The sequence below is a fragment of the Sporosarcina sp. FSL K6-2383 genome (assembly GCF_038618305.1).
In the GTDB taxonomy this organism is placed as follows: domain Bacteria; phylum Bacillota; class Bacilli; order Bacillales_A; family Planococcaceae; genus Sporosarcina.
The window spans coordinates 3,530,324-3,555,747 of record NZ_CP152017.1; the positions used below are offsets into that span (position 1 = coordinate 3,530,324).

Genomic DNA, 25,424 nt, shown 5'->3' on the forward strand with positions numbered 1-25,424 from the left:
ATCGATTCTTCACCTGCTATTCATATTATTTTAAATCTCCAACCAAGCGACACACTCCACATGACTACTATGCGGGAACATATCCACCGGTTGCACTTCCTGCGTACGATACCCACCATCTTCAAGAATACGTAAATCGCGTGCAAGCGTCCCTGGATTACACGACACATACACAACACGCTTCGGTTTATATTCCAAAATCGTATTCAACAGCTCTTCGTCACAACCTTTGCGTGGTGGATCGACGACTAACACATCGAATCGCTTACCATCGGCGTACCATTTCGGAATGACGACTTCTGCTGCCCCTGCTTCAAAGTAAGCATTGTCGATGTCATTCAATTCCGCATTACGTTTCGCGTCTTCAATAGCCTGTGGAACAATTTCAACACCATACACTTCTTTCGCTTGTTGGGCGATGAACAAGGAGATCGTACCGATGCCACAATAGGCATCAATGACAGATTCATCCCCAGTCAATTGTGCATAGTCAAGTGCTTGTCCATATAATACTTCCGTTTGTTCTGGATTCACCTGGTAAAAGGAACGGGCGGATATTTCAAAATCGATGTTACCGATGGAATCGACGATGACTGATTTTCCGTACAATAAAATCGTTTCATCACCGAAAATGACATTCGTTTTCTGATCATTGACGTTTTGCATAATGGACGTCACGCCTGGAATGACACGTTTGATCAATTCAATCGCAGCATCTTTCTGCGTGAATTTCTTTTTGCGTGTCACTAACACAACCATCACTTCGCCTGTTGTACGCCCTTTACGAACGATTAAATGCCTAAGCATACCGAGATGAGTCTTTTCATCATAGGCGTCAATGCCCATCATATGCAGTTCATATTTAAACATAGCCATCAGATCATCTGCCTCGTGACTTTGGATGAGGCAGATATCTGTGTCGACGATGTGATGTGTGCGTGATTTGTAAAAGCCTGAAACGACTTTACCATCGCGCTCACTGAAAGGGATTTGTGATTTATTGCGGTAGCGCCACGGATCGTCCATTCCTTTGACAGGATGAACAGGCACATGTGGTAGCTTCGCAACGCGATCCATCACGTCACGCACCGTTTTTCGTTTTTGTACGAGCTGTCCCTCATAGGACAAATGCTGCATTTGGCAGCCGCCGCATTCCGAGAATACATGGCAAGGTGGTTTAACACGGTCAGGCGACTCTTTTGTCACCTTTAACAATCGTGCAAAGCCATAGTTTTTCAACGTTTTGCCCACTTGGATATACACTTCTTCACCAGGTAACGCACCAGGGATGAACAGCGGATAGCCGTCTACTTTCGCAACACCCGAGCCGTCATGCGTCAAATCCTCTACAAAGACATTCAATTTTTCATTTCGATTTACACTAAAAGACATTATTTTTCCTCCACAATTCAGATGTCTTTAGTTTACCATAGAAACAGGCTTAGCTATTTCTAAAGCGAATTGCTTTGCGCCTCTAATTTTGCTAACTCTTCCCCGATTTTGACTGTATCAATACGCTCGAACAACGGTTTAATCGTTGCAAACTGATAGGCTGATTTCTTGATTGCCTGCCACTTGAACTCGGATAGGTTCAACATAGCCTTCACTACATCACTCGAAGTGGGCAGAAATGGCGACAGCAATTGAGCACTATTTGCGATGATGTGAACACATGTTAGTAATGTATTATCGCAAGCCACTCTATCCTCCGTAAGTTGTTTCCACGGCTGTTCGCGGTCGAAATATTTATTAGCACCGCGAATCAATTCAAAGATTTCATCCAATGCTTGCTTAAAATGTCCTTCCTCGATCAGCTGACCAATACGGGCATATAATTGTTCAATACTTTCATCAATCGCCACGTCTATTTCACCTGTTGTAATTTCTCCACCATATGATTTCTCTAAAAATTTCAATGTCCGGTTAATGAAATTACCATATGCGCCAAGAAGCTCGGCATTATGACTAGAAATGAATTCTCTCCATGAAAAATCAGTATCACGATTTTCAGGCGCATTCGTTGTTAAAAAGTAACGAATGGAATCCGCATGATAACGTTCTAAAATATACGGAACCCACACCGCCCAGTTGTTGCTCGTCGACAACTTCTTTTTTTCGAGCGTCAAATATTCATTGGAAATAATATGTGTGGGCAATGCTGGATTTTTGATACCTAGCAAAATCGCTGGCCAAATGATGGAATGAAAAGGGATATTATCTTTGCCATGGACATAGTAGGATGTCGTGTTTTCATTCCAAAATTCGGTGATGTCATTCCCCGTTTGGGCCGCCCATTCGATGCTTGCGGAATAATAGCCTGACACTGCTTCAATCCATACGTACACTTTTTTATCTTCAAAACCTTTGACAGGGATACTGACGCCATTTGCGATATCCCTGGAAACTGCACGATCTTGTAGCCCCTCCTTCAAATAGCGTTTGGACAATTGAATCGCATTATCTCGCCATGCTTTATTAACAGAGGCAATCTCTACAACAGCCTCAAGTTCTTCTTGGAATTGGCTTAATTCAAAATAAAAATGCTCCGTTGTTTTCTTAATTGGTGTATTGCCGCATAATTTACAGACGGGTTTGATCAAATCTAGGGGGTCTAAAATCGAAGAGCAATTGTCGCATTGGTCTCCTCGCGATTTCGCGCCACAGTTGGGACATTCACCTTCCACATAGCGATCCGGCAGAAACTTTTGGTCATGCTGACAATACATTTGCTCAATTTCTTTTTTATAAAGAAAGCCATTTTCGAGTAATGTTAAAAATATTTTTTGTACGGTTTGATGATGATGCGGACTATCTGTTCTTGTGTATAAATCATAGGTGAAGCCTAACTTGTTAAAAGAAGCCGTAAATTCATTATGGTAGCGATCTGCCACTTCTTTGACGGTTATCCCTTCTTGATCGGCCCGGATGGAGATCGGCGTCCCGTTGCAATCACTTCCTGAAACATACAGTACTTTATCACCCTTTAATCGATAATAACGTGCCAAAATATCACCTGGTAATAGTGCTGCGATATGCCCTAGATGTAGCGAACCATTGGCGTATGGCCATGCTCCTCCAATAAAAATACTCATATTAACCTCTCCCCTTTAAATGAATGAAAAAAACCTCGCCCTCATCGAATAAATCGATAAGGACGAGGTTTAAAACTCGTGGTACCACCTTAGTTACGCAAACAACTCACATTGTTCGCCTCCAAAAGTACAAGGCGTGACTGCCTTTATACTTTGACATTTGTAACAAGTGTCAAATCTTGTCGTAGCCTACTAGTGAAATCACGTTCAGTACGCAGCTCAGAGATCATGTTCAAACGATTCGTCCGCTTCATTTCCACCAACAGAAGCTCTCTATGCGACATCCTCATTTTACTTTTCCTCTTCAACGCTTTTGATTATTTCTATTTATAGTAATGAACTTATCTAAATAAAGCAAGGTAATTCTACGCGTCGCGTCGGTTAACAACGTTTTCCGCAATGTTCACAACGTTTCCAGCAAACTAGACAACATTTTCATCTAACTTAACAACGTTATGCTGGAAGTAAACAACGTTCGCACAACTAAACAACGCTTTCCATAATGTTCGCAACGTTATCGTCAAACTAGACAACATTTTCATCTAACTTAACAACGTTATCCTGGAAGTAAACAACGTTCGCACAACTAAACAACGCTTTCCATAATGTTCGCAATGTTATCGTCAAACTAGACAACATTTTCATCTAACTTAACAACGTTATCCCGAAACTAAACAACGTTCACCCACAAAAACAGACGTCTCATCACTTCCTCCTCTCAATCCGCTCCCTCACTGCCCCATCCAACGGCGCAACGACAAATGCCACAACAAGCCCTCCGATAAGGACGATGAATGGTGCGTAGAACATTAAAAAATGTGTCATCAACTAGTCCTCCTTATGCATGGTAGTTGCCCTTTCCACGGACATAATCTTTATCAAACAAGAACAAACGCATGAGCAAATACAATGACGGAATGAGCAACCCAAGCCCCATGATGAACACGACAATTAGCGAAATCGCCATCGCTGGGTTCGTGAAGCTATCGTAAATCGTCAAGTATGGATACAACAAATACGGATAATGGGATGCGCCATAACCATAGAAGGCAAAGGCGAATTGTCCAATCAGTAATAGAAATGCTAAACCGTACTTACTACGTTTCCATAACAGCCAAACCGTTCCGACAAACATCAGAAATGACACCAAAAACATCGGCCAGAAGTTTTGGATATTACTATAATGCTCTGGATTGTGATTTCTTAATTCAACAATGATACCTCCTGCCGTAATCATTGTCGGCAATGCCCAAATGAGTGCGTATTTCCGCAACAGCTTCGTCGCTTCTACATCACGCGCTTTATTGGCATACCACGTCAAAAATACAGCTGATATATAAAGCGTCGCCACAATGCTTAACACGACAATCGCCCAGGTCAATGGGCTCGTAAACAGCACCCAATAATCGAGTACGGGATTGCCATCCACCATTTCAACAAAGCCGCCTTCTGAAATCGTCAACACAATCGAAAGCGAAGCTGGAATGAGTAGCCCCGCAACTCCATACATAAACGAATAGCCTTTATGACCACGTGCTCCGTACGTTTCAAATGCATAATACGAGCCACGAATCGCTAATAAAATGACGCCGATACTAACGGGAACCAGCAATGTGGTCCCATAATAAAACGCCGTCTTCGGAAAGAAACCGATAATCCCGACAAAGAAGAACACTAAAAAAACATTCGTCACTTCCCAAACGGGCGATAAATAACGCTGGATAATATTTGTTAAAATACGTTTTTTCCCCGTCAGTAAGCTGTAAGCATTGAAAAATCCAGCTCCAAAGTCAATGGCCCCTATAAGGATGTACCCAAACAAAAAGGTCCATAAAACCGAAATACCAAGTATCTCAAGCGTCATAGCATATCGCCGCCTTTCTCCGTCTCACGGTCTTCAATTTCACGTTCAACCGGGTTGTTACGGAACATCCGTCGTAATACGACGACACTACCGACCCCTAAAACAAGGTAGAGGAGCGAGAACAGGATTAACATTGTATCTACTTGACCACTCGTTGTAGCAGCATCTTGCGTGCGCATGATACCACGCAGAATCCACGGCTGCCTACCCACTTCAGCCATCCACCAACCTGCTTCAATCGCCAAGATGGAAAGCGGTCCTCCGAACACTATGAGCCAACGGAACCATTTCGTCGTCACCATTTTCCAACGACGTTTTGTACCTAGCCAAAACACGCCGGACAGCACCGTCATCCAAATACCAATGGTTACCATGATGTCAAACAAATAGTGGATGTATAAGGGCGGTGTATCTTCCTCTGCAAATTGGTCGAGTCCAATCACTTCTGCCGTTGGATTATTATGTGCCAATATCGATAATGCAAACGGAATTTTAATCGCATACTTTACTTCTTTATCATCCAACACACCATACAGGATAAGCGGTGCATTGCCCTCCGTTTCAAAATGCCACTCTGCCGCTGCTAATTTCTCTGGCTGATATTCAGCCAGATATTTTCCTGAAAAATCACCAATGATCGCGGTTGCAATCGCAAATACCAAACCAACCTTCATCGTCAAATATAGAGCTTTCTTATGGTATATATGATTTGAACCTTTCAACAAGCGAAATGCCGCAATGGACGCTAGCACAAATGCCGCTGTCATATAAGATGTTGCCACGACATGCGCTACTTTCGTTGGCATTGCAGGATTAAACATTGCAAGCAGCGGGTTAATATTAATAAGCTCCCCGTTAACGATATCAAACCCTTGTGGTGCGTTCATGAACGCATTGACAATCGTGATAAATACCGCAGAAAATGAAGCCCCGATGGCTACCGGAATCAATAAGAGTAAATGCTTCTTCTGATTCTCAAATCGATCCCATGTATATAAATAAATACCTAAAAAAATTGCTTCAAAAAAGAATGCGAATGTTTCCATGAACAGTGGCAGTGCGATAACATTTCCCGCAAGCTCCATGAAGTTCGGCCATAACAAAGATAACTGCAGACCAATCGCGGTTCCGGTTACAACGCCGACAGCAACTGTAATAACAAAGCCACGTGCCCAGCGCCTAGCAAGTAAAATGTAATGCTCATCATTCTTCTTAATTCCAACCCATTGAGCAATCATAATCATAAGCGGAACACCAACGCCAATCGTCGCATAAATAATATGGAAGGATAAGGTCGTTTCCGTTAACACACGTGAAAAAAAGACTGATTCTTCGTTCCCCATCTAGCTTTCCTCCTTTCAGCTCCCAAAAATCCGTCCCAAAATAGACAACGTCATAATGCCCGCAATAATAAATGCAAGCCACATCAGCCACTTTTCTTGTCTTTTATACATCGAGGCACACCCTTCCAATAAATCTTAACAATTTTTCTCCTACTTCTTCTTATACCCACTATGCTGCTAAATAATGTATGTAAACGCCACTGGCAGTGAACATTTTTTGAAATTACCTAGAGAACTTGACTACCTATTCGACAAACTGACCTACTATGACTACAACAGAATCTATTCAACAAAAAAAAGCTGTATGCAATGTCCTTAAATGACCATGCATACAGCTTTCCCCATATATACTCTCTTATATCCTATCTTCGTCTCTCAATTCATCTAGCGGCGCAAACATATCTATATGTCTGTATAAATTTTGGAACGTCGCTGGAAGAACACCACCATATTCCCCATCAAGGTTCAATAGTACTTCCTCCGATGATGTTATCGTAATCTTCTCCGCTGCACTCGAAATGACAAGTGGATCACCGAGATGCTCACCACGTAGAGCAAGTGACACAATGCGGATGAATTCAGCAATATTGCATTTTTTCAAAATCAGTAGTGTAAACTTACCGTCGTTTATACTTGAATTGGGAGCCAACTTTTCGAATCCACCAATGGAATTCGTCAATCCAACGAGGAACATCATCGCTTCATCATCAAACACTTGATCATCATATTCAATTCTTACATGTGATGAATGAATAGACGGCAGCATTTCAATGCCTTTTAAATAATAAGCTAGCTGACCAAGCACTGTTTTCAGCTTACTCGGCACATCGTATGTTAACTCCGTCATTCTCCCACCACCTGCAATATTGATGAAATGGCGATCGTTCATGAGCCCAACATCGACCGGTATTTTTTCGCCACGGACGATGATGTCAACCGCAGCATCAATATCGCGTGGAATACGTAACGCACGTGCGAAGTCATTCGTTGTCCCCGTCGGAATGAGTCCAATCGTAGGGCGTTTGTCAAATGAGCTGACACCTGCCACAACCTCGTTGAGCGTACCGTCTCCCCCTGCTGCAACCACTACGTCAAATCCATGCTCCACAGCTTGTTTTGCAGCCTCCGTCGCATCGCCTTCACAGGTCGTCGCATGACAAGACGTCTCATAACCAGCCATTTCAAACTTTTCAAGTACTTCACCTAAATGTTTACGAAATACCTCGCGCCCTGACGTCGGATTGTAAATAATTCGTGCTCGCTTCATCCGAAATTCCCTCTATTCGTACATATAATTTTTTTAATGATTGTCCTTTATCAATTACGCCTCGGCGTAATTGCGTCCAGATTTTGAATTGCGCCTGAGGCCTACAGGATGTAGGTCATGCAGTCGTTGCGACAGGACGTCGCGAACTTAGACTGCCATCTTTTTAACTCCCTTCAAAATCTGTGACATCTGCCGGAGGCTTTAACATGAAACAGCAGGGGGTTTGAACTTCTGCTGTTTCATGTTAATAGGACGAAGCATCAACTAAGATAGTTGCTACGTCCTCATTGATTTACTCCCAATTAAGACTGCTTCTGTAAGACAGGCAAGAATGTTTTGCGAATATCTTCATATACCGTCAGCCAATGCTCAGGCTTCGATGTATATTCCGCAGTGATTTGCTCAATGAATGCCTGTTGCTTCTCTTTATAATCCGGCGCATCAGCAGGTGGTAAATCCTTACGTAGTTCCATCACATAGTCTTGAATACTTGCTGCACGTGGTCCCCACTTCGCCTCAACTTCTCCGTTTTCATCAAGAAGCAGATAGACAGGAATCGATCGACCACCATTCGTTAAGTGCCTGTCGATTAAATCCGTATCCACATCACGGTAGACCGCACGTACGTCGAGTTCTGCCGCCTCAGCAATTCTTCTGAACACTGGATTGTTCATCATCGCATCGCCACACCAGTCTTCTGTAATGACAAGAACACCTGGCTTCTTTTCTTTTAGTAGCGTGATGAATTCATCATCCTGTGGCACTTCAAATTGTTCGTAAATACGGAAGCTGTGCTCCTTATGCTTCTCCATCTTGTCCATATATTGTTCAAGCGAAATCGCTTCATCAAAAAATTGTTTTTCTGTTTTCATATAGCATCAACACTCCTTTACACTAATTGTACGTTGTCCCTTCGCGCGAATCAAATTCCAAGATTCACGTACCACACAAGGTTCAGAAAGGAAAAATACCCATCCCACTCCAGTGTCCAGTCAACTGACACCATTCGCGTCCTTCCGCGAATGGCGACAGCAAATGCAGAGAGCAGCACATTCAACGGAATAACAATGCCCCACCATCCCCAGATTCAGTGGACTATCAAAAAACACCTTGCGCAGTGACCATACAAAGTCATACACAAGGTGATTTAAATATTATCTTTTCGCAATCTCTTCAAGAAGGATTTTATTGACGAGTGGTGGGTTTGCTTGCCCTTTCGTCGCTTTCATAATTTGACCAACAAGGAAGCCGACTGCACGGTCTTTCCCGTTTTTGTAGTCTTCAATCGATTGTTCGTTGGCATCCAGTGTTTCAATAACAATTGTGCGGAGCGTGCCTTCGTCAGAAATTTGGACAAGCCCTTTTGCTTTGACGATGTCTGCAGCGTTGCCACCGTTTTCAATCAATTCCTTGAACACTTTTTTCGCGATTTTAGATGAAATCGTGCCATCTGCAATCAATTTAACCATACTTGCAAGGTTTTCTGGTGTTAACGCTGTTTCACTTAGTTCTTTTTGCTCTGCATTCAGGTAAGCAGATACTTCACCCATCAACCAGTTGGAAGCAAGTTTAGCATCTGCACCAGCTGCAACAGTTGCTTCAAAGAAGTCTGCCATCACTTTTGTCAGCGTCAGTACTTTCGCGTCGTATTCTGGTAGATCGAAGTCATTGACGTAACGCTCTTTACGCGCGTCTGGCAACTCAGGAATTTCCGCACGAACACGGTCCATCCATGCTTGGTCGATATGGACTTCCGGTAAATCCGGATCATTGATGAAACGGTAATCTTGCGCGCTACCTTTGATGCGCATCAAGCTAGTTGCACCTGTTGCTTCTTCGTAACGGCGCGTTTCTTGCTGAATCGTACCGCCAGCTAGCAACACTTTTTCTTGACGCTCTACTTCATAAGCAATTCCACGACGAACAAAGTTAAATGAGTTTAGATTTTTCAATTCTGTTTTCGTACCGAATTTCTCTTGTCCAAATGGGCGAATCGAAATGTTCGCGTCACAACGAAGAGAACCTTCCTCCATACGCACATCGGAAACCCCTGTATATTGAATGATCGCTTTTAGCTTCTCAAGAAAAGCATACGCTTCTTCCGGTGAACGGACATCAGCTTCTGTAACAATTTCGATTAACGGTGTCCCTTGTCTGTTTAAGTCAACAAGTGAGTGACCTTCGTCGGTATGTGTCAGTTTCCCTGCATCTTCCTCAAGGTGAACACGCTCAATACGAATTTTTTTCTTTTTGCCATCTACTTCAATTTCAACCCAGCCGTTTTCCCCAACTGGACGCTTATCTTGCGAAATTTGGTACGCTTTCGGATTATCTGGATAGAAATAGTGTTTACGGTCAAAGTTCATAACCGATGCCACTGTACAGTTCAACGCCATTGACGCTTTCATGCCGAATTCAACGGCACGTTCGTTCAGTGTTGGTAGAACACCTGGATATGCTAAATCCGTCACGTGAATATTCATATTTGGCTCTGCACCAAAATGAGCAGGAGCTGGTGACATAATTTTCGTATCTGTTTTCAATTCTACGTGGACTTCAAGCCCAACAATCGTTTCAAAGTTCGTCATTATTTTACCTCCCATAGAGCTGGCTTTTGTGTATGGAAGTCAGTTGCTTGCTCGTAAGCATGTGCCACTTTGTACAGTGTTGCTTCATCATAATGCTTCCCGATGATTTGCAGTCCAAGTGGAAGGCCATTCGAAAATCCGCATGGCACTGAAATCGCTGGAATACCTGCAAGGTTAATCGGAACTGTTAGGATGTCATTAGCATACAAAGTCAATGGATCGTGAATCAATTCACCAATTTTATAAGCTGGTGTCGCAGATGACGGTCCAATAATGACATCATATTTTTCAAATAGGTTAGCAAAGTCTTGTGCCACAAGCGTCCGCACTTTTAATGATTTCATATATAAATCCTCATGATGATCTGCGCCTAGTGCATACATTCCGAGTAAAATACGACGTTTCACTTCTTCACCAAAGCCTTCAGAACGAGAGCGTGTATACAATTCCTCTAAGCTCTTCGCGCCTTCAGCACTGTAGCCATAACGAATACCATCGAAGCGAGCCAGGTTTGACGATGCTTCAGATGATGAAATGACGTAATAAGCTTGAGATGCATATTTAGAATTCGGAAGAGAAACTTCTTCCCATTCAGCACCAAGTGATTCAAGTACTTTCAATGCTTCCAGGACGGAGTTTTTCGCTTCTTCAGATACGCCTGCACCCAAATATTCTGCTGGAACACCGATTTTCAAGCCTTTAATATCGCCTGTCAATGCTGCTCTGAAATCTGGAACAGCTTGTGGAGATGTGGATGAATCTCTATGATCCAAACCTGCAATCGCATTTAGTAGAAGCGCGTTGTCTTCAACTGTACGTGTAATCGGGCCCACTTGGTCCAATGACGATGCAAATGCAACAAGACCTGAACGTGATACACGGCCATAAGTTGGCTTCATCCCTACCACACCACAAAATGCAGCTGGTTGACGAACAGACCCGCCTGTATCAGAACCAAGTGCAAATGCTACTTCGCCTGCTGCTACTGCTGCTGCTGAACCACCTGATGAGCCGCCTGGTACGTGGTCAAGATTCCATGGATTATGCGTCGTTTGGAACGCTGATCTTTCCGTTGTCGATCCCATTGCAAACTCGTCCATATTAAGTTTCCCCATTGATACCATACCTGCCGCATTGATTTTCTCAACGACAGTTGCATCATAGACAGGAACGAAGTTTTCAAGCATTTTACTGGCACATGTCGTGACAATTCCTTTTGTAACGATATTGTCTTTTATCCCAATTGGCAAACCAAAAAGCGGTCCCCGACCTTCAAGTGGTTGGTTGTCTAACTCTTGTGCTTTGGCAAGTGCTTGGTCTTCATTTGTCGATAAAAAAGCGTGTACATCTCCATCTATTTTCGCAATACGAGCTAGTGATTCTTCTGTCAGTTCTTTGACAGACACTTCTCGATTATGTAACAACGACTGAAGCTCCGCTGCCGTTTTAGTTAATAACGTCATCTGTTTTCCTCCTTACGTCCATTCATCACAGAATTGTTGGCACTTTGATTTGCCCATCTTCGTGTTCCTTCACGCTTTTCAGCATTTCTTCGCGATCTAGAATATCTGTTGGTACATCTTTTCGTAGGACATTGAACACCTGTAACGGATGTGTCATTGGCTCAACCCCATCTGTATCTGCTTCTTGTAATTCTTTCACGAAATCGACGATGCCACTCAGCTGCGTGACGTATGATTCTGCTTCATCATCCGTCACTGCAAGCCACGCAAGCGTTGCATGATGTTTCACTTGTTCTTTTGTTAACTGTGTCATGTTCTCACTCCTCATCCTTGAATTGTACGATTAATCATAACACCTAACAATAATGAAGAAAAGTTATGATGTGTTAGGTATACACTTTTAATAGCCATATATATGAACAAACGGCTCCTTGTCAGCTTCCTTAACAATTAATGCTTCCGGACCATTAATGGACGTGATACTCACTTCGGTATGGACATTCGGAAAATACTTGTCAGTGAGGCCCGTTAAATACTGTGTAAAACCAATCGTTTCACTTGTACCAAAAAACTGAATAGGCACTTCAATGCTCACTGATTGCAGATTACCATCCTTATAGAATCCTATTCCAATCACATTAACAAAACTCGGAAAATAACTATCTATATCATGCTTGAAGTTATTAAATATCGTATTCATCCCACGGTAGTTATCAGTATCTGAGGACGCCGGGAACACGACGTATTTCTCATCAACCACTTTCCAACCGTTCGGTGCCGACTGCCCTTTTTCTGCCACGGTTGTTGCAAAGTATGTGCCTGGAACAATCGAATTTCGACTCTCTTGTTTAAATAAACCAACTGCAATCGGGACTTCCGCCAGTCCTTCCTGCGAACGAAGACGACGAATCACCTCTTCTGCTATCTTCATTCCTTCTTTTTCAATTTCCTTATCAGGAATCCTCGTCTCTGTTCCGCTTCTTGAATAGCTTATTGTATTGAGCGCAAGGCCCACAGAAACGCCCGCCAGCTGTAGTTTCTTTCCTTCTGTCATGACGAGATAATTTTGCTCAACGATATGGGCCAAATAATTCGGTGCTTCTTCCGCGAGCTGATCATCACTCAAGCCTTTTTCTACTGCCGGATTTAACCCTGCTGGATTAGTCGAACTTCTTGCTAGCCAAGAGAGTGTCGTGTCTTTATCGATGTATTGCCCTTCTTGAAAATAATGTGTTTTTGTATCAAAGGTACGGGTTGAAATACGTAATAGCCCTTCTTCCGCTTCTTTAATATCGTATTTTGTATTAAGATTATTGACAATTAAACCACGACTTGCACTTTTCTTAAATGGCACAGGAGTCTGGTAAAATTCACCCTTCAAATTGACGTCTGGAATAATTACTGTCTCCTCAAGACTATCTACATTCTCCTGGACCACTTGATCTTTTTCGGTACCAATGGACGGCAGACACCCTCCAAGAAACAGTACAGCTACTAGTCCTAGCAGTTTCGTTAATCTTTTCATCTTCATGACTCCTCACCAAGCACTTCAACTAATGTTGCCTCATCCCACACAGTGATGTCGAGCTCTTCAGCCTTCGCCAATTTTGAGCCAGCATCTTCCCCTGCGATGACGAGATCAGTTTTTTTACTAACACTACCACTGACTTTACCGCCAAGTGCTTCAATTTTTTCTTTCGCTTCGCCTCGAGTTAAAATTTCCAATTTCCCCGTGAGTACGACTGTTTTCCCAGCAAAGGGTCCATCTATCGGCATATCTTGTCGATTACGTCCCTTATAAGTCATATTCACGCCATAAGCTTCCAAGTTTTTTAGCATGGCCAATACATCCTCATTACCGAAATAGGTTTGTAAGGAATCTGCTACTTTGTCGCCAATTTCATGGATCGTGAGTAAGCGTTCCACATCCGCCTCCATTAAAGCTGTCAATGTGCCGAATTCCTCTGCCAAAATCGTCGCTGCTTTTTCACCGACATGACGGATACCAAATCCAAAAAGCATTTTCTCCAATGAATTCGTTTTGGAGGCCTCTATCGCTGCGAGTAAATTGGAAACGGATTTTTCACCCATCCGCTCTAGTTCAATCAGCTGTTCTCGTGTCAGTGTATAAAGGTCGGATACATCATGAACAAGGTCCGCCTCGTATAATTGATTCACAACTCGCTCGCCAATCCCTTCAATGTTCATGGCATTGCGAGATACGAAGTGAATAATCGCTTCCTTCATCTGAGCCGGACACTGTGGATTGACGCAACGTAGCGCAACTTCCCCTTCAATGCGAATGAGCTCTGAATCACAGACAGGACAATGTCCAGGCATTTCGTAAGGGACTTCCTCACCTGTGCGCTGTTCAATAATAGGCGCAACGACTTCTGGAATAATATCGCCAGCTTTACGAATAATAACGGTGTCTCCGATTCTAATATCCTTCTCTTTGATCAGATCTTCATTATGCAAGGAGGCACGTCCAACCGTCGAGCCTGCAACCAACACTGGCTCCAAAATAGCTGTCGGTGTGACAACTCCTGTCCTGCCAACACTAAGCTCAATATCGAGTAAGGTTGTTACAACTTCTTCAGCCGGAAACTTATAGGCAATGGCCCATTTCGGACTTCTCGCTGTAAAGCCTAGCTGTTCCTGGTCCTCAAAATTATCGACCTTCACAACAATCCCGTCAATTTCGTAATTAAGATCCAAGCGAATAGCTGTCCACTTCTCGATAAATTCAAGCACCTCTTCAATCGTTGCACAATGCTGTCGTTCCTTATTCGTCTCAAAGCCAAGTGAATCTAAGTTGTTCAGCGACTCTGAATGGCTATCTTGCCCATAAGCACTGCCATCACCTGCAATACTATAAATAAAAACAGCTAAATTGCGACTGGCAGCTATTTTTGGGTCAAGCTGTCTAAGTGAACCAGCAGCTGCATTACGTGGATTTGCAAACGGTTCTTCGCCGGCTTCATCACGTGTCGCATTCAACTGGACAAACGACTTTTTCGGCATATATGCTTCACCGCGTACTTCTATAGAAACGCCTTGCTTCAAACGCAATGGAATCGTTCGGATGGTTTTCAAGCTGGCCGTAATGTCCTCACCGACTGAGCCGTCACCACGCGTAGAGCCTTGGACAAACTTGCCATCCTCATAGCGTAACGACACTGCCAGACCATCAATTTTCAGTTCACAAATATAAGAAACCGTATGCCCGACAGCTTCTTGCGCTCGCCTGTCAAATTCGCGTAAATCCCCTTCATTGAAGGCGTTTGACAGACTAAGCATCGGAAATACATGCGTCACTTTCCCGAATCCTGCTAACACTTCACCACCGACACGTTGCGATGGCGAATCTGGGTAAACGAGATCCGGGTTCGCCGCTTCAATCGCCAATAACTCCTGCATATAGTCGTCATAGACTGCATCAGAAACAAGTGGTGTGTCGAGCACATAATAGGCATGTCCATAGTCATGCAGTAGCTCATTCAATTGTTCCACTCGTTTTTCGAGTTCAACTCGATCCATCTTCTTCGCTCCTTCATTGATTATACTTTTTCAATCGGTGCGAATTTCGCCAGTAAACGTTTAATGCCCACCGGAGTTGGGAATGCGATGTCCAATTCAACTTCTTCGCCTATCCCCTTCACACTGACAACCATACCGGTCCCCCACTTTTTGTGGACCGCCTTGTCGCCGACGCTCCATCCCATTTTGTCCCCACCACTCGTTTTGTAAACGGGTTTTTTAACGGCTGGACGCACAGGTGCAACACTTTGTCCTGAAATCGTATTGCCAGACGAGAATCCTGAATTTCTAGATTGAATTTCTAAAATGTCTTCAGATATTTCGCCAATAAATCTAGATGGACTATTATAGCTCGCTCTACCGTAAAGTGTCCGATATGACGCCGAGGTTAAGTATAGCCTTTCTTCTGCACGCGTTATGCCAACGTAGGCAAGACGGCGTTCTTCCTCCATCTCTTCATCATCCGCTAATGAACGGGAATGCGGGAAGACGTTTTCCTCCATTCCGATAATGAATACGACAGGAAATTCGAGCCCTTTTGCTGCGTGCATTGTCATCAGTACGATTTTTTCCTTGTTCTGGTTCTCTTCTTTATCAAGTGAATCGATATCTGCGATCAATGCTAGATCTGTTAGAAAAGCGACTAGGGAACGATCGCCTGTATCTTCCTCCGCCCGCTTTTCAAATGCCTCTGTAACAGATAGGAACTCGTCAATGTTTTCCAGACGACTTTCCGATTCAATCGTTTTTTCGCGCTGTAGCATATCGCGATAACCCGTCTTCTCAAGCACCTGTTCCACCAGTTCAGTGACCGATAAAAACTCCTGCATTTTTGTAAATCCAGCAATTAGTTCATGGAACTTGGCAACTTCATTGGCCGCTCTTGGCGTAATGCCCATGAAATCGATTTCCTGTAACGCATCGAAAATAGAGCGATCATGCTCCATGGCAAAGCGCGCCATTTTATCGAATGAAGTTGCGCCAATACTGCGTTTTGGTTCATTGATAATACGCGCAAGAGCCAGATCATCTTCGTTGTTGGCAATCAAACGTAAATAAGCGAGTAAGTCTTTAATCTCTTTGCGGTCATAGAACTTTGTACCGCCGACAATTGTGTAGTCAAGATTCGATTTCACGAGATATTCCTCAATGACACGTGACTGCGCATTGGTACGGTATAAAACAGCAAACTGATCGAGCTTCAAGTTTTCTTCTTCCTTTAGCTCTAGAATTTTACCAACGACAAATTGTGATTCATCTTTTTCATCGTTCGCTTTATAAACGGAGATAGACTCGCCTTCATCGTTATCTGTTCGCAGTTTTTTATCGTAACGGCTTTGGTTATTCTTAATGACGTCATTCGCCGCCTGCAGGATGCGTTTTGTCGAACGATAGTTTTGTTCTAGCATGATCATTTCAGCATTTTTATAATCTTTTTCGAAGGATAAAATATTACTAATATCTGCCCCGCGCCATCTATAAATAGACTGGTCAGAGTCTCCAACTACGCATAAGTTTTTGAACTTTTTCGCTAGCATATTGACGAGACGATACTGAGCATTATTCGTATCTTGGTACTCATCGACATGAATGTATTGGAATTTATTTTGATAAAATTCGAGGACATCCGGAACACGCTCAAATAGGACAAGCGTCATCATGATGAGATCGTCAAAATCCATTGATTGGTTTTGGCGTAATCGCTTTGCATAGCCATCGTAAACATCTGCAATCGTTTTTTCATACGGATTATGTGGATTGATTTGCCCCCGGAACGTTTCTGCATCTATGCATTCATTTTTTGCAGAGCTAATGGTGTTCAGCATGGTGCGCGGGTCATATTGCTTAGCATCTAGGTTCAACGTCTTCAAAACACTTTTAATAACCGATAATTGGTCAGCCGAATCTAAAATGGAAAATGATTTCGAAATACCGATTCGGTCGCTATTTCGGCGTAAAATTCGTACACACATGGAGTGGAACGTCGATACCCACATGCTTTCGCCTGTGCCTGCACCGAGTAATCCATCGATACGGTCACGCATTTCACGCGCCGCCTTGTTTGTAAAAGTGATGGCAAGGATATTGGAAGGATACACATTTTTCTCAACAACTAGATAGGCAATCCTGTGCGTTAAGACACGGGTTTTCCCCGATCCCGCCCCAGCCATTATAAGGAGTGCCCCTTCTGTTTTCTTCACTGCACGTGCTTGTTCAGGATTCATGCCTGTTAGTAAGTCTGCTGCTATTTTATTCATATATTTCCGCCCTTCCAGAACATTCGTTCTCTCATTATACACTGAATGGCTCTTAATTGGTAACTGATTTTACCGCATCGACCGTGGAAAGTGCAGCTGTCAAATCATCGTAAATAATATTGCCAACGACAATTGTATCCGCAATGGCTGCCATTGCTTGGGCATCATCCCCATTTCTTATGCCCCCACCGTAAAAAAGTCGCGTCTTGTCGAGTACACGTGCTGCGGCTTCGACAACTGTAGGGTCACCATAAATGCCGCTATACTCTATATAAAATACGGGTAACTTAAAAAGATTTTCAGCCATTCGAGCATAGGCAATAACGTCTTCCTCGTCCGGTACTGTCGTCACACCCGTCAATTTTGCCGCCTTACATGCAGGATTTACAATGCAATAGCCTTCTGTCACAATCTCGTCCCAATCCATCATATGACCGTATTCACGCATCGCCGCATGATGAATGCCGTTGATCCATTCGACTTTTGTCGAGTTAAGCACCGTGGGAATGAAGTAATAATCGAAACCCGGTGTCACAGATTCTACTGTTGAGATTTCTAGTACAACCGGAACGGAAAATCTTCTAATTCGAACGAGCAAATCGAGCACATTATCGAGCGTGACACCATCCGTTCCCCCCACAATGATGCCATCTGTTCCTGATTCCGCAAGCAATTCAAGCTGTTCATCTGTCAGCGTTTTAGCTGGATCTAATTTAAAGGCATGACGCCATGTCGTAAAGTCCATAGTCAACCACCCAATCTAATCAATTTCACCTTGGCGTAATTGCGAATCGAACAGCGAAGGGCTCGATTTGCCTTAATTTCTGCGTACTTTGCAGAAATTAAGGCACCCGCAGGACGCGCCGAACTTAGGTTCCCTCTTAATCCCCTAAAAATCCGTGACATCCACCAGAGGTATTATCTTCGTTCAGTAAATGTATTTGCTGAACGAAGATAATGTACGTTCCTTTAGTATACCAAAAAAACCGGACAGATTCTTTCCTGTCCGGTTGTTCGTCCAATTATAGTGGCTTGTCCTGTTCTGTCTCTGGATATAAACGATCTAACACTTTGCTGTAGCCGCCGGAACCGTAATCTACACAGCGTCGAATACGTGAAATCGTTGCTGTACTGGCCCCTGTTTCGCTCTGAATCGTATCATACGTCTTTTTCAATTTCAGCATTTGTGCCACTTCTAGCCGCTGTGCAAGCGACTGCAATTCACTAATTGTACAAAGATCATCAAAAAATTCATAGCATTCATCGAGGTCCTTCAATTCGAGCATAGCTTTAAACAACTGATCCGTTTGATGACCGCGGATTTTATCGATTTGCATATCGTTCCCTCTCTCCGAATGAATTCTTTAAGGCGCATATGTGACGGATGTTACTAGACCTGGCTTAGTCGGCACAACGTGAATCCAGGTCTGTCCTGGAACCAGCTTCGCCGATAGACCGTTTTCTATCGGCACGAGAATTCCATCACGATTTTGCCATTCAATTTCTTTAGCAATCCCTGCTTGAAACAGCATCGCCTTGCCACCCGATTCAATATCAACGGCTTGTCTTCCAACGCTATCAATCGTACGGTGGCTCGCTTCAAATACGAGAATATTCGACAACTCGAGCTGTTCGTCATTTGCTTTATCGACGGTCACGTAACCATTTACTGTCCGTGTATACGTTCCTTTTTCTACATCATACGCATAAATACTTGTAAAATTCGGATCTGAACTGTATTTGACCGTTATCGAAGACACATTATCTCCCATTTTAGCATCTTCAGCAGATTCATGGAAAGCAAATGGCGGTATGACGGATATTTCCATCGAAGAATTCGTCTTGTCCTCTGCGGCAAGAATGTTATCACCAGAAATATAAGAATTATGTGGTGCCTTCCGATCCTTGGAACGCCAGAACAGCGTACCATCATACTGCATGCCATTAATATTATCCACGACACGTTGTTCTAATAATTGTTTAGCATCAGGGCTGTAACCATGTGCCACATAAAATGCATCGAGCCCTTTCGCAATATGAACAAAATAATCCCTCGCACTTCGAATCGGTCCAATTTCTGCCGGCAGCTCACTTTGGAATAAAGCCAAAAGTCTAGTCACACTGCCCTCTGCAGCAAGCTCATAAATCATATCTGCTTCACTAATACCTGATTGCGGTCTAGCAAGTGGATGATTATTAATCGTCGCAAGTACTGGACGACGGGTATTTTCTTCTTCCTTCATAACTCCTGTGAAGAGTGAAGGAAATAATTCGACGGACACATCCTCTACTGGTTCTTCTTCAACGATATCTTCTGGCTCAGGAACAGGCTCCTTTGCCGGCTCTTCTTTTGAACACGCTGCTATTAGCAACATAATGATCGCTAAAAAAACTAGCAATCCACTCATTTTCTTTGTCATTGCTTCCCCCTATCTTTCCGTGACCGGAATCAATACTTCATTTTTCAACACATCAAATAGTCCCATCTGTGTAATACGGATATAAGGTAAGTGGGTTGATTGCAGGAATAGGAATGTATACACCGCATCCCCGTGCTTATGTCCACGCTCTGTCAGTGCCTTCTTCAGCGCTAACTCTTGTGTAATTAATGTCTCCACAGGCTCTACCGACAATCCACCGCCTATTGCTAGCGGAAGCGTTGCCACAATATCTCCATTTTCATAGAGTACCATACCGCCGCCAATTCTTTTCATTTCATTGAACGCATTAAGCATTTCCTTCTTATCTTTCCCAATCAAGATGATGTCACCTGTATTAGAATAGGACGAAGCGAAGCCTTGAATAGTTGTCGCAAAGCCTTTAATAAGCGTATTGACACGCCATTTTCCATTGCGGTCGACTAACATCAAAAAGCTCTCGTCATGATCATCTGCCAATTTTTCTACTGTCGTATCGATGGTGACAGTATACGGTTTCGTAATGACATCATTGACCATTTCAATGCCGAGTGGATGGTCGAAGGTAAAATCTTTGTCATCTAAGTTGAAATCTGGTGCAAATTTGTCCACAAACGACCAGTCAATTGCTTGGAAAGGTTCAGTCGCTTGCCCTTCACGCTTTAGCCAATGTCCTTTAGATAACACATCTGTTGGCACAGGATTGGTTTCATCCTCCAAAAAGTTAAGAGTTGCATAACGACCTGTCGCGATGATACCGTGTAAATCAGTCATATCATAATAACGCGCCACATTATAAGACCCCATCAGATAAGCATCAATCGGTGGAACACCTGCTTCCAGCGCAACACGAATACACTTGTCCACCACACCATCAAGATGGAATGACGGTGTCGAACCATCCGTTGTCATCATCAAATGATCGAATACGTTTAACTCTTTGTCAACAATGCCCTGCAATAAATGCGGAAGATCCGGGCGAATAGACGAGTGGCGAAGCGTCACGGCATACCCATGTAACAACCGTGCTTCTACTTCTTCCACAGTCATTGCCTCATGATCACCATCTACCCCAAGAAGCTTCATCCGTGTTAACGTGCGTTCAGATGCCCCCGGGAAATGACCTTCAACTTTCTTGCCCGCCGCTTTTGTTGCTTGGACGGAAGCAAACATGTTCGGATCGCCAGCCATTAGTCGCGGCCAGCCCGTCAGTTCGCCGCCCAACAGTACTTCTGGACGATCAATCCATTGTTTAATGGACGCGGGATTATACAACTGCGCTTCATTCTGTAAAACCGTCTGCGAATCAAAGCGTGCCCACCAATAAAAAGCAAAGGGTAATTTATTGAATTGATCCAGAATTGAAAAGGAAGTTTCATTGTCGAGTGACATAAATAAGACCATGTTGTCCGAAATAAAGGTCGTTGTTCCCAACCGTGCCGCATAATCTGCAAACGTTCGCGGATTATACAATTGAAACGGATGGACATGAGGTTCTATGTAACCGGATACAATTTTCTTCCCCGAAGCATCGACAATCTCAGCACCTTCTGTCATCGCTGGCATTTCCTCACCCGCATAGACAATTCGATCACCGGCGACCCAGATGTTGCCCGTTACCCATTTTTTATAAATAGAATGTAAGTATTCCGCATTAATAATAATAAGATCCGGCGCTTTTTTGCCGTTAATGATCTGGAGTTGATCTTTTACAGTATGTTGTTCCCACATGCAAGCTCCCCCTTTGATGTGAAGTATTCCTAGTATTTATCCTAGCATAGCATTGAGAAAATAAATAGTGACGGTTATGCGCTTATTCAGAAAAGGGTTCTGCTATTTCATGACGAAATAAGACAATACTACAATCGATTGGATTTGATGAAATGACTGACAAGATGGTGTTCGATAAAGAAATGGCAACGGAGTATGACAAAGGAGTTCGTCGAACATTGCCTACCTATGATTCCATGTTCAAGCTGGTGCAGACTTATTTACGGGCGAACACAACACAGCAAGAAAATGTCTTAATCATCGGGGCTGGTGGTGGTACTGAACTCGCGACATTAGGGCCTACAAATCCCGACTGGACATTTACTGCAGTAGATCCTGCACCACCAATGCTCGATTTCGCTCGGATGAAAGCTCAAGATTTAGACATGACAGATCGTGTCGAATTTATTGAAGGAACTATTTACGATTTGGATGAAGAGGCGTTGTTCGGGGCAGCTACCTGTCTGCTTGTTCTTCATTTTATTGCAGATATGGATGAGAAGCTTAGATTATTGAAGAAGATTCGCCATCATTTAGCACCTGGTGCGCCTTTCGTCATGGCGACGATGTATGGTAATCCAAATGATCCCGCATTCGATGAATTATTTGCGCTTTGGAAGGCCTACTGGCTTGATGCGACAAAATTGACCGAGGATGAGGTGGATGACATGGAGAAAGGAGTTCGCACACTGTCCTTCATTTCTGAAGAAGAGATTGTCAGTTTGCTCAGTGAAGCCGGCTTTGAACGGATTGCCAAGTTCTTCACAACAAATATGTTTGGTGGCTGGATTTGTAAAGCGAATTAATAACGGTGCCACTGAGATAATTTGAGAATTGTCTCAGTGGCACCGTCAAAGGTTTTAATCCATCTTGCGTTTCTTAAAAACGACTGCTGTCAATGCAAAAACAGCGATAATCCAAAGTGCAATAATACTGAAATTCAACCAAACTCCGCCAAGTCCGACTCCACTTTCCATCTTGACTGCGATGTCCATTAGCTGCATGTTTGGCGTATAGTCAATCACTTTCAAAATCGGATATTTTTCTGCAAACATCATAAACATCGATCCGAAGCCGAATATAAACATAAATGGCAAAATGATTACGGAAGCTTCCATAACAGATTTAGCAAGCAAGCCAAGTAGCGTCCCCAAACCGATGAAAAAGAAAGAGCTGAAAAGAATGGCGATGGCCATCACAACCATATGCTCTGGTTGATAGCCTGTAAAAAAAGCTCCAATTACAACAATAATCATTGTCGCTATCAAACTTAATAAACTTTTTCCACCGAGTATTTCCAATGTCGAAGCAGGCGATAGCATCAAGCCACGAAGCGTATTCTTCTCTTTCTCTTCAGCTATTAAACTACATTGAACAAATGACCCAACAGTAATCATAGAAAAATTGATGACCATATAATGCACTTCAAGCGATACATCACCCATCTTGCCGAAAAAAAATGCAAGAATAAGTGGCATAAGCGCTGTAATCGAAACCGCTGAGTTTCTTGAAATATCCTTAAAGTCTTTCTGTAAAATAGCATTTACACGTTTCATTGAAAAAGTCATGATAATTTCCTCCCTGTCACGTCGACAAAAATATCGCCTAATGTTGGTTCGTTTGAATGAATGGAAACCACTTGATTGGATGACATATAGTTGAATAGTTGCTGAGCATCTTCCGCGGTGCTCTTCAACACAACTTTTTCATTGTTTTTCAACTCGACCGTCATCGAAGCATCTGAGTAACGTTTTCTTAATGCTCCTGGCTCATCCATCAGTCTGATTTGACCTTTGTTTAAAAATGCGACCCGATCACAAAGCAATTCTGCTTCATTCATATCATGTGTCGTCAGGAATATTGTCGTGCCACGGGCTTGCAATTCACGAAGTCCTGCATGAATATGCTGCGAATTAACCGGATCAAGTGCAGACGTGGGCTCATCAAGAAATAGCAGCTCCGGTTCATGTAAAAGCGTCCGAGCAAGCGTCACACGCTGAAGCATTCCTTTTGACAACTTCGAAACAATCTTTTTCTTTTCTTCTGTTAGATTCACAAGTGCTAGCACTTCAGCAATTCGTTGTTCCGGTACTTCGTACAGCACACAATAGAGCTTCAAATTATCATAAATGGATAACCTGCCATACAAACCACTATTGTCCGTCAATACCCCAATTTTTTTTCGTGAATTCCCCTTTTTCATCCCCGAAACCGGTTCTCCGAAGACGGTCGCTTTTCCACTCGTCTGGTTTAATTGACCCGTTAACATTTTAATCGTAGTCGTTTTTCCCGAACCGCTTGGACCAAGAAATCCAAAAATCTCTCCCTTTTTAACTTGGAAATTGACGTCTTCAAGTGCCGTCTGATTCGCGAAAACTTTCTCCAATGATTGAACTTCGATGATGTTTTCCATTGTTCTTCCCCCTTAAAATGTGCAAGTCTCTGTTTGTTGCTGCACCTTTAGATTACGTCGTTTTCAGTGCAAAGACAGCATATTTCCCGTGAAAAGAGCCTTTTTAAGGGTGAATGGAGCTTATTTCAGGCCCAACATCACTTTTAATTCAGCCATTTTTGTTTTTGACAATGGAATGTTCGACTTTTTTTCATCATCCAAAATAAGACTATAACTGTTCCGTGTCCATGTAATGACTTCACGTACTTTTTGAAGATTGACGATATAGGAACGATGACAACGGAAAAAACCGAAATGCTGGAGGCGCTCTTCAAGCTCGTTCATCGTAAACATCGTTGGAAACCCTTCACCCTTAATATGTAAATATGACTGCCCATCATTGCTTTCAATATAATCAATTTCCGGCGGATCAAAGAGCACGATTTTCTCATTGACCTTCGTCGGGATTTTCTCAAAACGAACCGGTTGGATTTCTGGTTTGTCGATTTCTACGTCTGCTTCCAAAATGGAGGATTGTTCTTCTTTTGCTTCCTCGTCAGATTCCACTGCCATTTGGATTTTGTGTAAACCTCTATCGTTCAATTTGTAAACTTTGTCTGCCAAAGTAACTGCGCTCTCCATATTGCCTGTAAGAATGAGAATATTTTTACCGTTAGCGCGCATCTCTTCCAGCATAATAATCAATACCCGTTGTGTTTCAATATCGATGTTTTGGTCGGGTTCTTCCAAAATGAGCAGGTCAGGATTATGAATCCAAAGCTTTGCAAATTGGAGGCGGCGTTGCTCTGAGTAAGATAGCTTCTTGGTCCTTACATTCCTTTTTTCTTCCAGATGAACCTTTCGTAAAATTTCTGAAGCAGTTTCATCTGTTTGATAAAGTTTTCGATAAAGGTTAATCTGTTCCGCAACCGTTAATCTCTCATATAGTCCTTCGTTTAGGAATGAAAAGCCGATATCTGAAAGATGTTTTTTCGAAATTTCGGTATTGCCTATGGATATTTCGCCATTTAAAATAGGTATTTCCCTTGTTAACATCTGTAATAGTGTATATCTCACATTCAAGCTGGAGTAGATTGCCGTCGTTTGACTACTATCTACACGTAAATTGAATGCAGGGAAAATGAGCGTGTCGTTCAATCTTTTTTCTACGTTCGTAAATTGCAAACTCATTATCTCTTCACCTTTCCATTCACATATCATTTTTAATTAGTGTTCGAGGTATGTGGAAGATTCCTTTTTATGAATCCCAATACTTTCATATATCAAAAAGTATAACACGCCTAAATTCGAGTGATAAAAAGTAAGCTATCCAGAAAAGAGATAGTTGACTTTTTCACGTTATTCCTCAACTTCACGTTGAAGATAAATAGTGCTATGATTACCCCGACCCACAATACGAGCCGATTAAT

20 protein-coding genes and 1 other annotated feature are annotated in these 25,424 nt (G+C 42.9%); of the genes, 1 reads left to right on the forward strand and 19 read right to left on the reverse strand.

Going from position 1 to position 25,424, the window contains the following annotated elements; translation table 11 throughout:
- Positions 1-30 precede the first annotated feature (30 nt).
- From rlmD to MKZ10_RS17955, 16 genes are all read right to left on the reverse strand, one after another.
- Entirely contained in the window at positions 31-1,392 is a 1,362-nt protein-coding gene (rlmD, locus tag MKZ10_RS17880; protein ID WP_342506468.1) for a 23S rRNA (uracil(1939)-C(5))-methyltransferase RlmD, read from the reverse strand.
- A 59-nt stretch (positions 1,393-1,451) separates the two neighbouring features.
- Positions 1,452-3,092 (reverse strand): methionine--tRNA ligase, encoded by a 1,641-nt coding sequence (gene metG, locus MKZ10_RS17885; RefSeq protein ID WP_342506470.1) that lies wholly within the window; start codon positions 3,090-3,092, stop codon positions 1,452-1,454.
- A 55-nt stretch (positions 3,093-3,147) separates the two neighbouring features.
- Positions 3,148-3,409: a binding site (T-box leader), on the reverse strand.
- Between the two features lie 521 nt (positions 3,410-3,930).
- Positions 3,931-4,956, reverse strand: coding sequence for a cytochrome d ubiquinol oxidase subunit II (locus MKZ10_RS17890; RefSeq protein WP_342506471.1), 1,026 nt, complete (start codon positions 4,954-4,956; stop codon positions 3,931-3,933).
- Positions 4,953-6,299: a cytochrome ubiquinol oxidase subunit I gene (locus MKZ10_RS17895; RefSeq protein WP_342506473.1), complete on the reverse strand. Its 1,347-nt coding sequence runs from the start codon at positions 6,297-6,299 to the stop codon at positions 4,953-4,955. Before MKZ10_RS17895 ends, MKZ10_RS17890 begins: the two co-directional genes overlap by 4 nt.
- Positions 6,300-6,654: 355 nt before the next feature.
- Positions 6,655-7,566: a diacylglycerol kinase gene (locus tag MKZ10_RS17900; protein WP_342506475.1), complete on the reverse strand. Its 912-nt coding sequence runs from the start codon at positions 7,564-7,566 to the stop codon at positions 6,655-6,657.
- Between the two features lie 302 nt (positions 7,567-7,868).
- Positions 7,869-8,438, reverse strand: a complete 570-nt coding sequence (locus tag MKZ10_RS17905) for a thioredoxin family protein (RefSeq protein WP_342506477.1) — start codon at positions 8,436-8,438, stop codon at positions 7,869-7,871.
- Positions 8,439-8,720: 282 nt separating this feature from the next.
- A complete protein-coding gene (gatB, locus tag MKZ10_RS17910; RefSeq protein ID WP_342506479.1) occupies positions 8,721-10,154 on the reverse strand; it encodes an Asp-tRNA(Asn)/Glu-tRNA(Gln) amidotransferase subunit GatB in 1,434 nt (477 codons plus the stop codon).
- Positions 10,154-11,617, reverse strand: a complete 1,464-nt coding sequence (gatA, locus tag MKZ10_RS17915; RefSeq protein WP_342506481.1) for an Asp-tRNA(Asn)/Glu-tRNA(Gln) amidotransferase subunit GatA — start codon at positions 11,615-11,617, stop codon at positions 10,154-10,156. Before gatA ends, gatB begins: the two co-directional genes overlap by 1 nt.
- Positions 11,618-11,642: 25 nt before the next feature.
- Positions 11,643-11,930: an Asp-tRNA(Asn)/Glu-tRNA(Gln) amidotransferase subunit GatC gene (gatC, locus tag MKZ10_RS17920; RefSeq protein WP_342506483.1), complete on the reverse strand. Its 288-nt coding sequence runs from the start codon at positions 11,928-11,930 to the stop codon at positions 11,643-11,645.
- Between the two features lie 87 nt (positions 11,931-12,017).
- Positions 12,018-13,142 carry a CamS family sex pheromone protein gene (locus tag MKZ10_RS17925; RefSeq protein WP_342506485.1) on the reverse strand — a complete coding sequence of 375 codons (1,125 nt, stop codon included), beginning with the start codon at positions 13,140-13,142 and terminating at the stop codon, positions 12,018-12,020.
- 2 nt (positions 13,143-13,144) lie between these two features.
- On the reverse strand, positions 13,145-15,157 hold the full coding sequence (ligA, locus tag MKZ10_RS17930) for an NAD-dependent DNA ligase LigA (RefSeq protein WP_342506487.1): 2,013 nt from the start codon (positions 15,155-15,157) through the stop codon (positions 13,145-13,147).
- A gap of 20 nt (positions 15,158-15,177) precedes the next feature.
- On the reverse strand, positions 15,178-17,415 hold the full coding sequence (gene pcrA / locus MKZ10_RS17935; protein ID WP_342506488.1) for a DNA helicase PcrA: 2,238 nt from the start codon (positions 17,413-17,415) through the stop codon (positions 15,178-15,180).
- Positions 17,416-17,467: 52 nt separating this feature from the next.
- Positions 17,468-18,160 (reverse strand): heptaprenylglyceryl phosphate synthase, encoded by a 693-nt coding sequence (locus tag MKZ10_RS17940; RefSeq protein ID WP_342506491.1) that lies wholly within the window; start codon positions 18,158-18,160, stop codon positions 17,468-17,470.
- Positions 18,161-18,437: 277 nt separating this feature from the next.
- A complete protein-coding gene (locus tag MKZ10_RS17945; RefSeq protein WP_342506493.1) occupies positions 18,438-18,752 on the reverse strand; it encodes a YerC/YecD family TrpR-related protein in 315 nt (104 codons plus the stop codon).
- 27 nt (positions 18,753-18,779) lie between these two features.
- Entirely contained in the window at positions 18,780-19,835 is a 1,056-nt protein-coding gene (locus MKZ10_RS17950; RefSeq protein WP_342506495.1) for a DUF3048 domain-containing protein, read from the reverse strand.
- Positions 19,836-19,844: 9 nt separating this feature from the next.
- Positions 19,845-21,563 (reverse strand): adenine deaminase C-terminal domain-containing protein, encoded by a 1,719-nt coding sequence (locus tag MKZ10_RS17955; protein ID WP_342506497.1) that lies wholly within the window; start codon positions 21,561-21,563, stop codon positions 19,845-19,847.
- Positions 21,564-21,715: 152 nt separating this feature from the next.
- On the opposite strand from MKZ10_RS17955, the gene MKZ10_RS17960 reads away from it, so the two are divergent.
- Complete coding sequence (locus tag MKZ10_RS17960) at positions 21,716-22,408, forward strand: class I SAM-dependent methyltransferase (protein WP_342506498.1); 693 nt, start codon at positions 21,716-21,718, stop codon at positions 22,406-22,408.
- Positions 22,409-22,462: 54 nt separating this feature from the next.
- Here MKZ10_RS17960 and MKZ10_RS17965 read toward each other — a convergent pair whose 3' ends face one another.
- The 3 genes from MKZ10_RS17965 to MKZ10_RS17975 all read right to left on the reverse strand — a co-directional run bounded on the left by MKZ10_RS17965 (position 22,463) and on the right by MKZ10_RS17975 (position 25,185).
- Complete coding sequence (locus MKZ10_RS17965; RefSeq protein WP_342506500.1) at positions 22,463-23,170, reverse strand: ABC transporter permease; 708 nt, start codon at positions 23,168-23,170, stop codon at positions 22,463-22,465.
- Positions 23,167-24,015: an ABC transporter ATP-binding protein gene (locus MKZ10_RS17970; RefSeq protein WP_342506502.1), complete on the reverse strand. Its 849-nt coding sequence runs from the start codon at positions 24,013-24,015 to the stop codon at positions 23,167-23,169. The genes MKZ10_RS17965 and MKZ10_RS17970 overlap by 4 nt, the downstream gene beginning before the upstream one ends.
- Positions 24,016-24,135: 120 nt before the next feature.
- A complete protein-coding gene (locus tag MKZ10_RS17975; RefSeq protein ID WP_342506504.1) occupies positions 24,136-25,185 on the reverse strand; it encodes a LytTR family transcriptional regulator DNA-binding domain-containing protein in 1,050 nt (349 codons plus the stop codon).
- Between the last annotated feature and the right edge of the window lie 239 nt (positions 25,186-25,424).

Coding starts and splice junctions, on each gene's coding strand:
- rlmD (WP_342506468.1), bottom strand. CDS start 1,392: ATGTCTTTTAGTGTAAATCGAAATGAAAAATTGAATGTCTTTGTAGAG.
- metG (WP_342506470.1), bottom strand. CDS start 3,092: ATGAGTATTTTTATTGGAGGAGCATGGCCATACGCCAATGGTTCGCTA.
- MKZ10_RS17890 (WP_342506471.1), bottom strand. CDS start 4,956: ATGACGCTTGAGATACTTGGTATTTCGGTTTTATGGACCTTTTTGTTT.
- MKZ10_RS17895 (WP_342506473.1), bottom strand. CDS start 6,299: ATGGGGAACGAAGAATCAGTCTTTTTTTCACGTGTGTTAACGGAAACG.
- MKZ10_RS17900 (WP_342506475.1), bottom strand. CDS start 7,566: ATGAAGCGAGCACGAATTATTTACAATCCGACGTCAGGGCGCGAGGTA.
- MKZ10_RS17905 (WP_342506477.1), bottom strand. CDS start 8,438: ATGAAAACAGAAAAACAATTTTTTGATGAAGCGATTTCGCTTGAACAA.
- gatB (WP_342506479.1), bottom strand. CDS start 10,154: ATGACGAACTTTGAAACGATTGTTGGGCTTGAAGTCCACGTAGAATTG.
- gatA (WP_342506481.1), bottom strand. CDS start 11,617: ATGACGTTATTAACTAAAACGGCAGCGGAGCTTCAGTCGTTGTTACAT.
- gatC (WP_342506483.1), bottom strand. CDS start 11,930: ATGACACAGTTAACAAAAGAACAAGTGAAACATCATGCAACGCTTGCG.
- MKZ10_RS17925 (WP_342506485.1), bottom strand. CDS start 13,142: ATGAAAAGATTAACGAAACTGCTAGGACTAGTAGCTGTACTGTTTCTT.
- ligA (WP_342506487.1), bottom strand. CDS start 15,157: ATGGATCGAGTTGAACTCGAAAAACGAGTGGAACAATTGAATGAGCTA.
- pcrA (WP_342506488.1), bottom strand. CDS start 17,415: ATGAATAAAATAGCAGCAGACTTACTAACAGGCATGAATCCTGAACAA.
- MKZ10_RS17940 (WP_342506491.1), bottom strand. CDS start 18,160: ATGGACTTTACGACATGGCGTCATGCCTTTAAATTAGATCCAGCTAAA.
- MKZ10_RS17945 (WP_342506493.1), bottom strand. CDS start 18,752: ATGCAAATCGATAAAATCCGCGGTCATCAAACGGATCAGTTGTTTAAA.
- MKZ10_RS17950 (WP_342506495.1), bottom strand. CDS start 19,835: ATGACAAAGAAAATGAGTGGATTGCTAGTTTTTTTAGCGATCATTATG.
- MKZ10_RS17955 (WP_342506497.1), bottom strand. CDS start 21,563: ATGTGGGAACAACATACTGTAAAAGATCAACTCCAGATCATTAACGGC.
- MKZ10_RS17960 (WP_342506498.1), top strand. CDS start 21,716: ATGACTGACAAGATGGTGTTCGATAAAGAAATGGCAACGGAGTATGAC.
- MKZ10_RS17965 (WP_342506500.1), bottom strand. CDS start 23,170: ATGACTTTTTCAATGAAACGTGTAAATGCTATTTTACAGAAAGACTTT.
- MKZ10_RS17970 (WP_342506502.1), bottom strand. CDS start 24,015: ATGGAAAACATCATCGAAGTTCAATCATTGGAGAAAGTTTTCGCGAAT.
- MKZ10_RS17975 (WP_342506504.1), bottom strand. CDS start 25,185: ATGAGTTTGCAATTTACGAACGTAGAAAAAAGATTGAACGACACGCTC.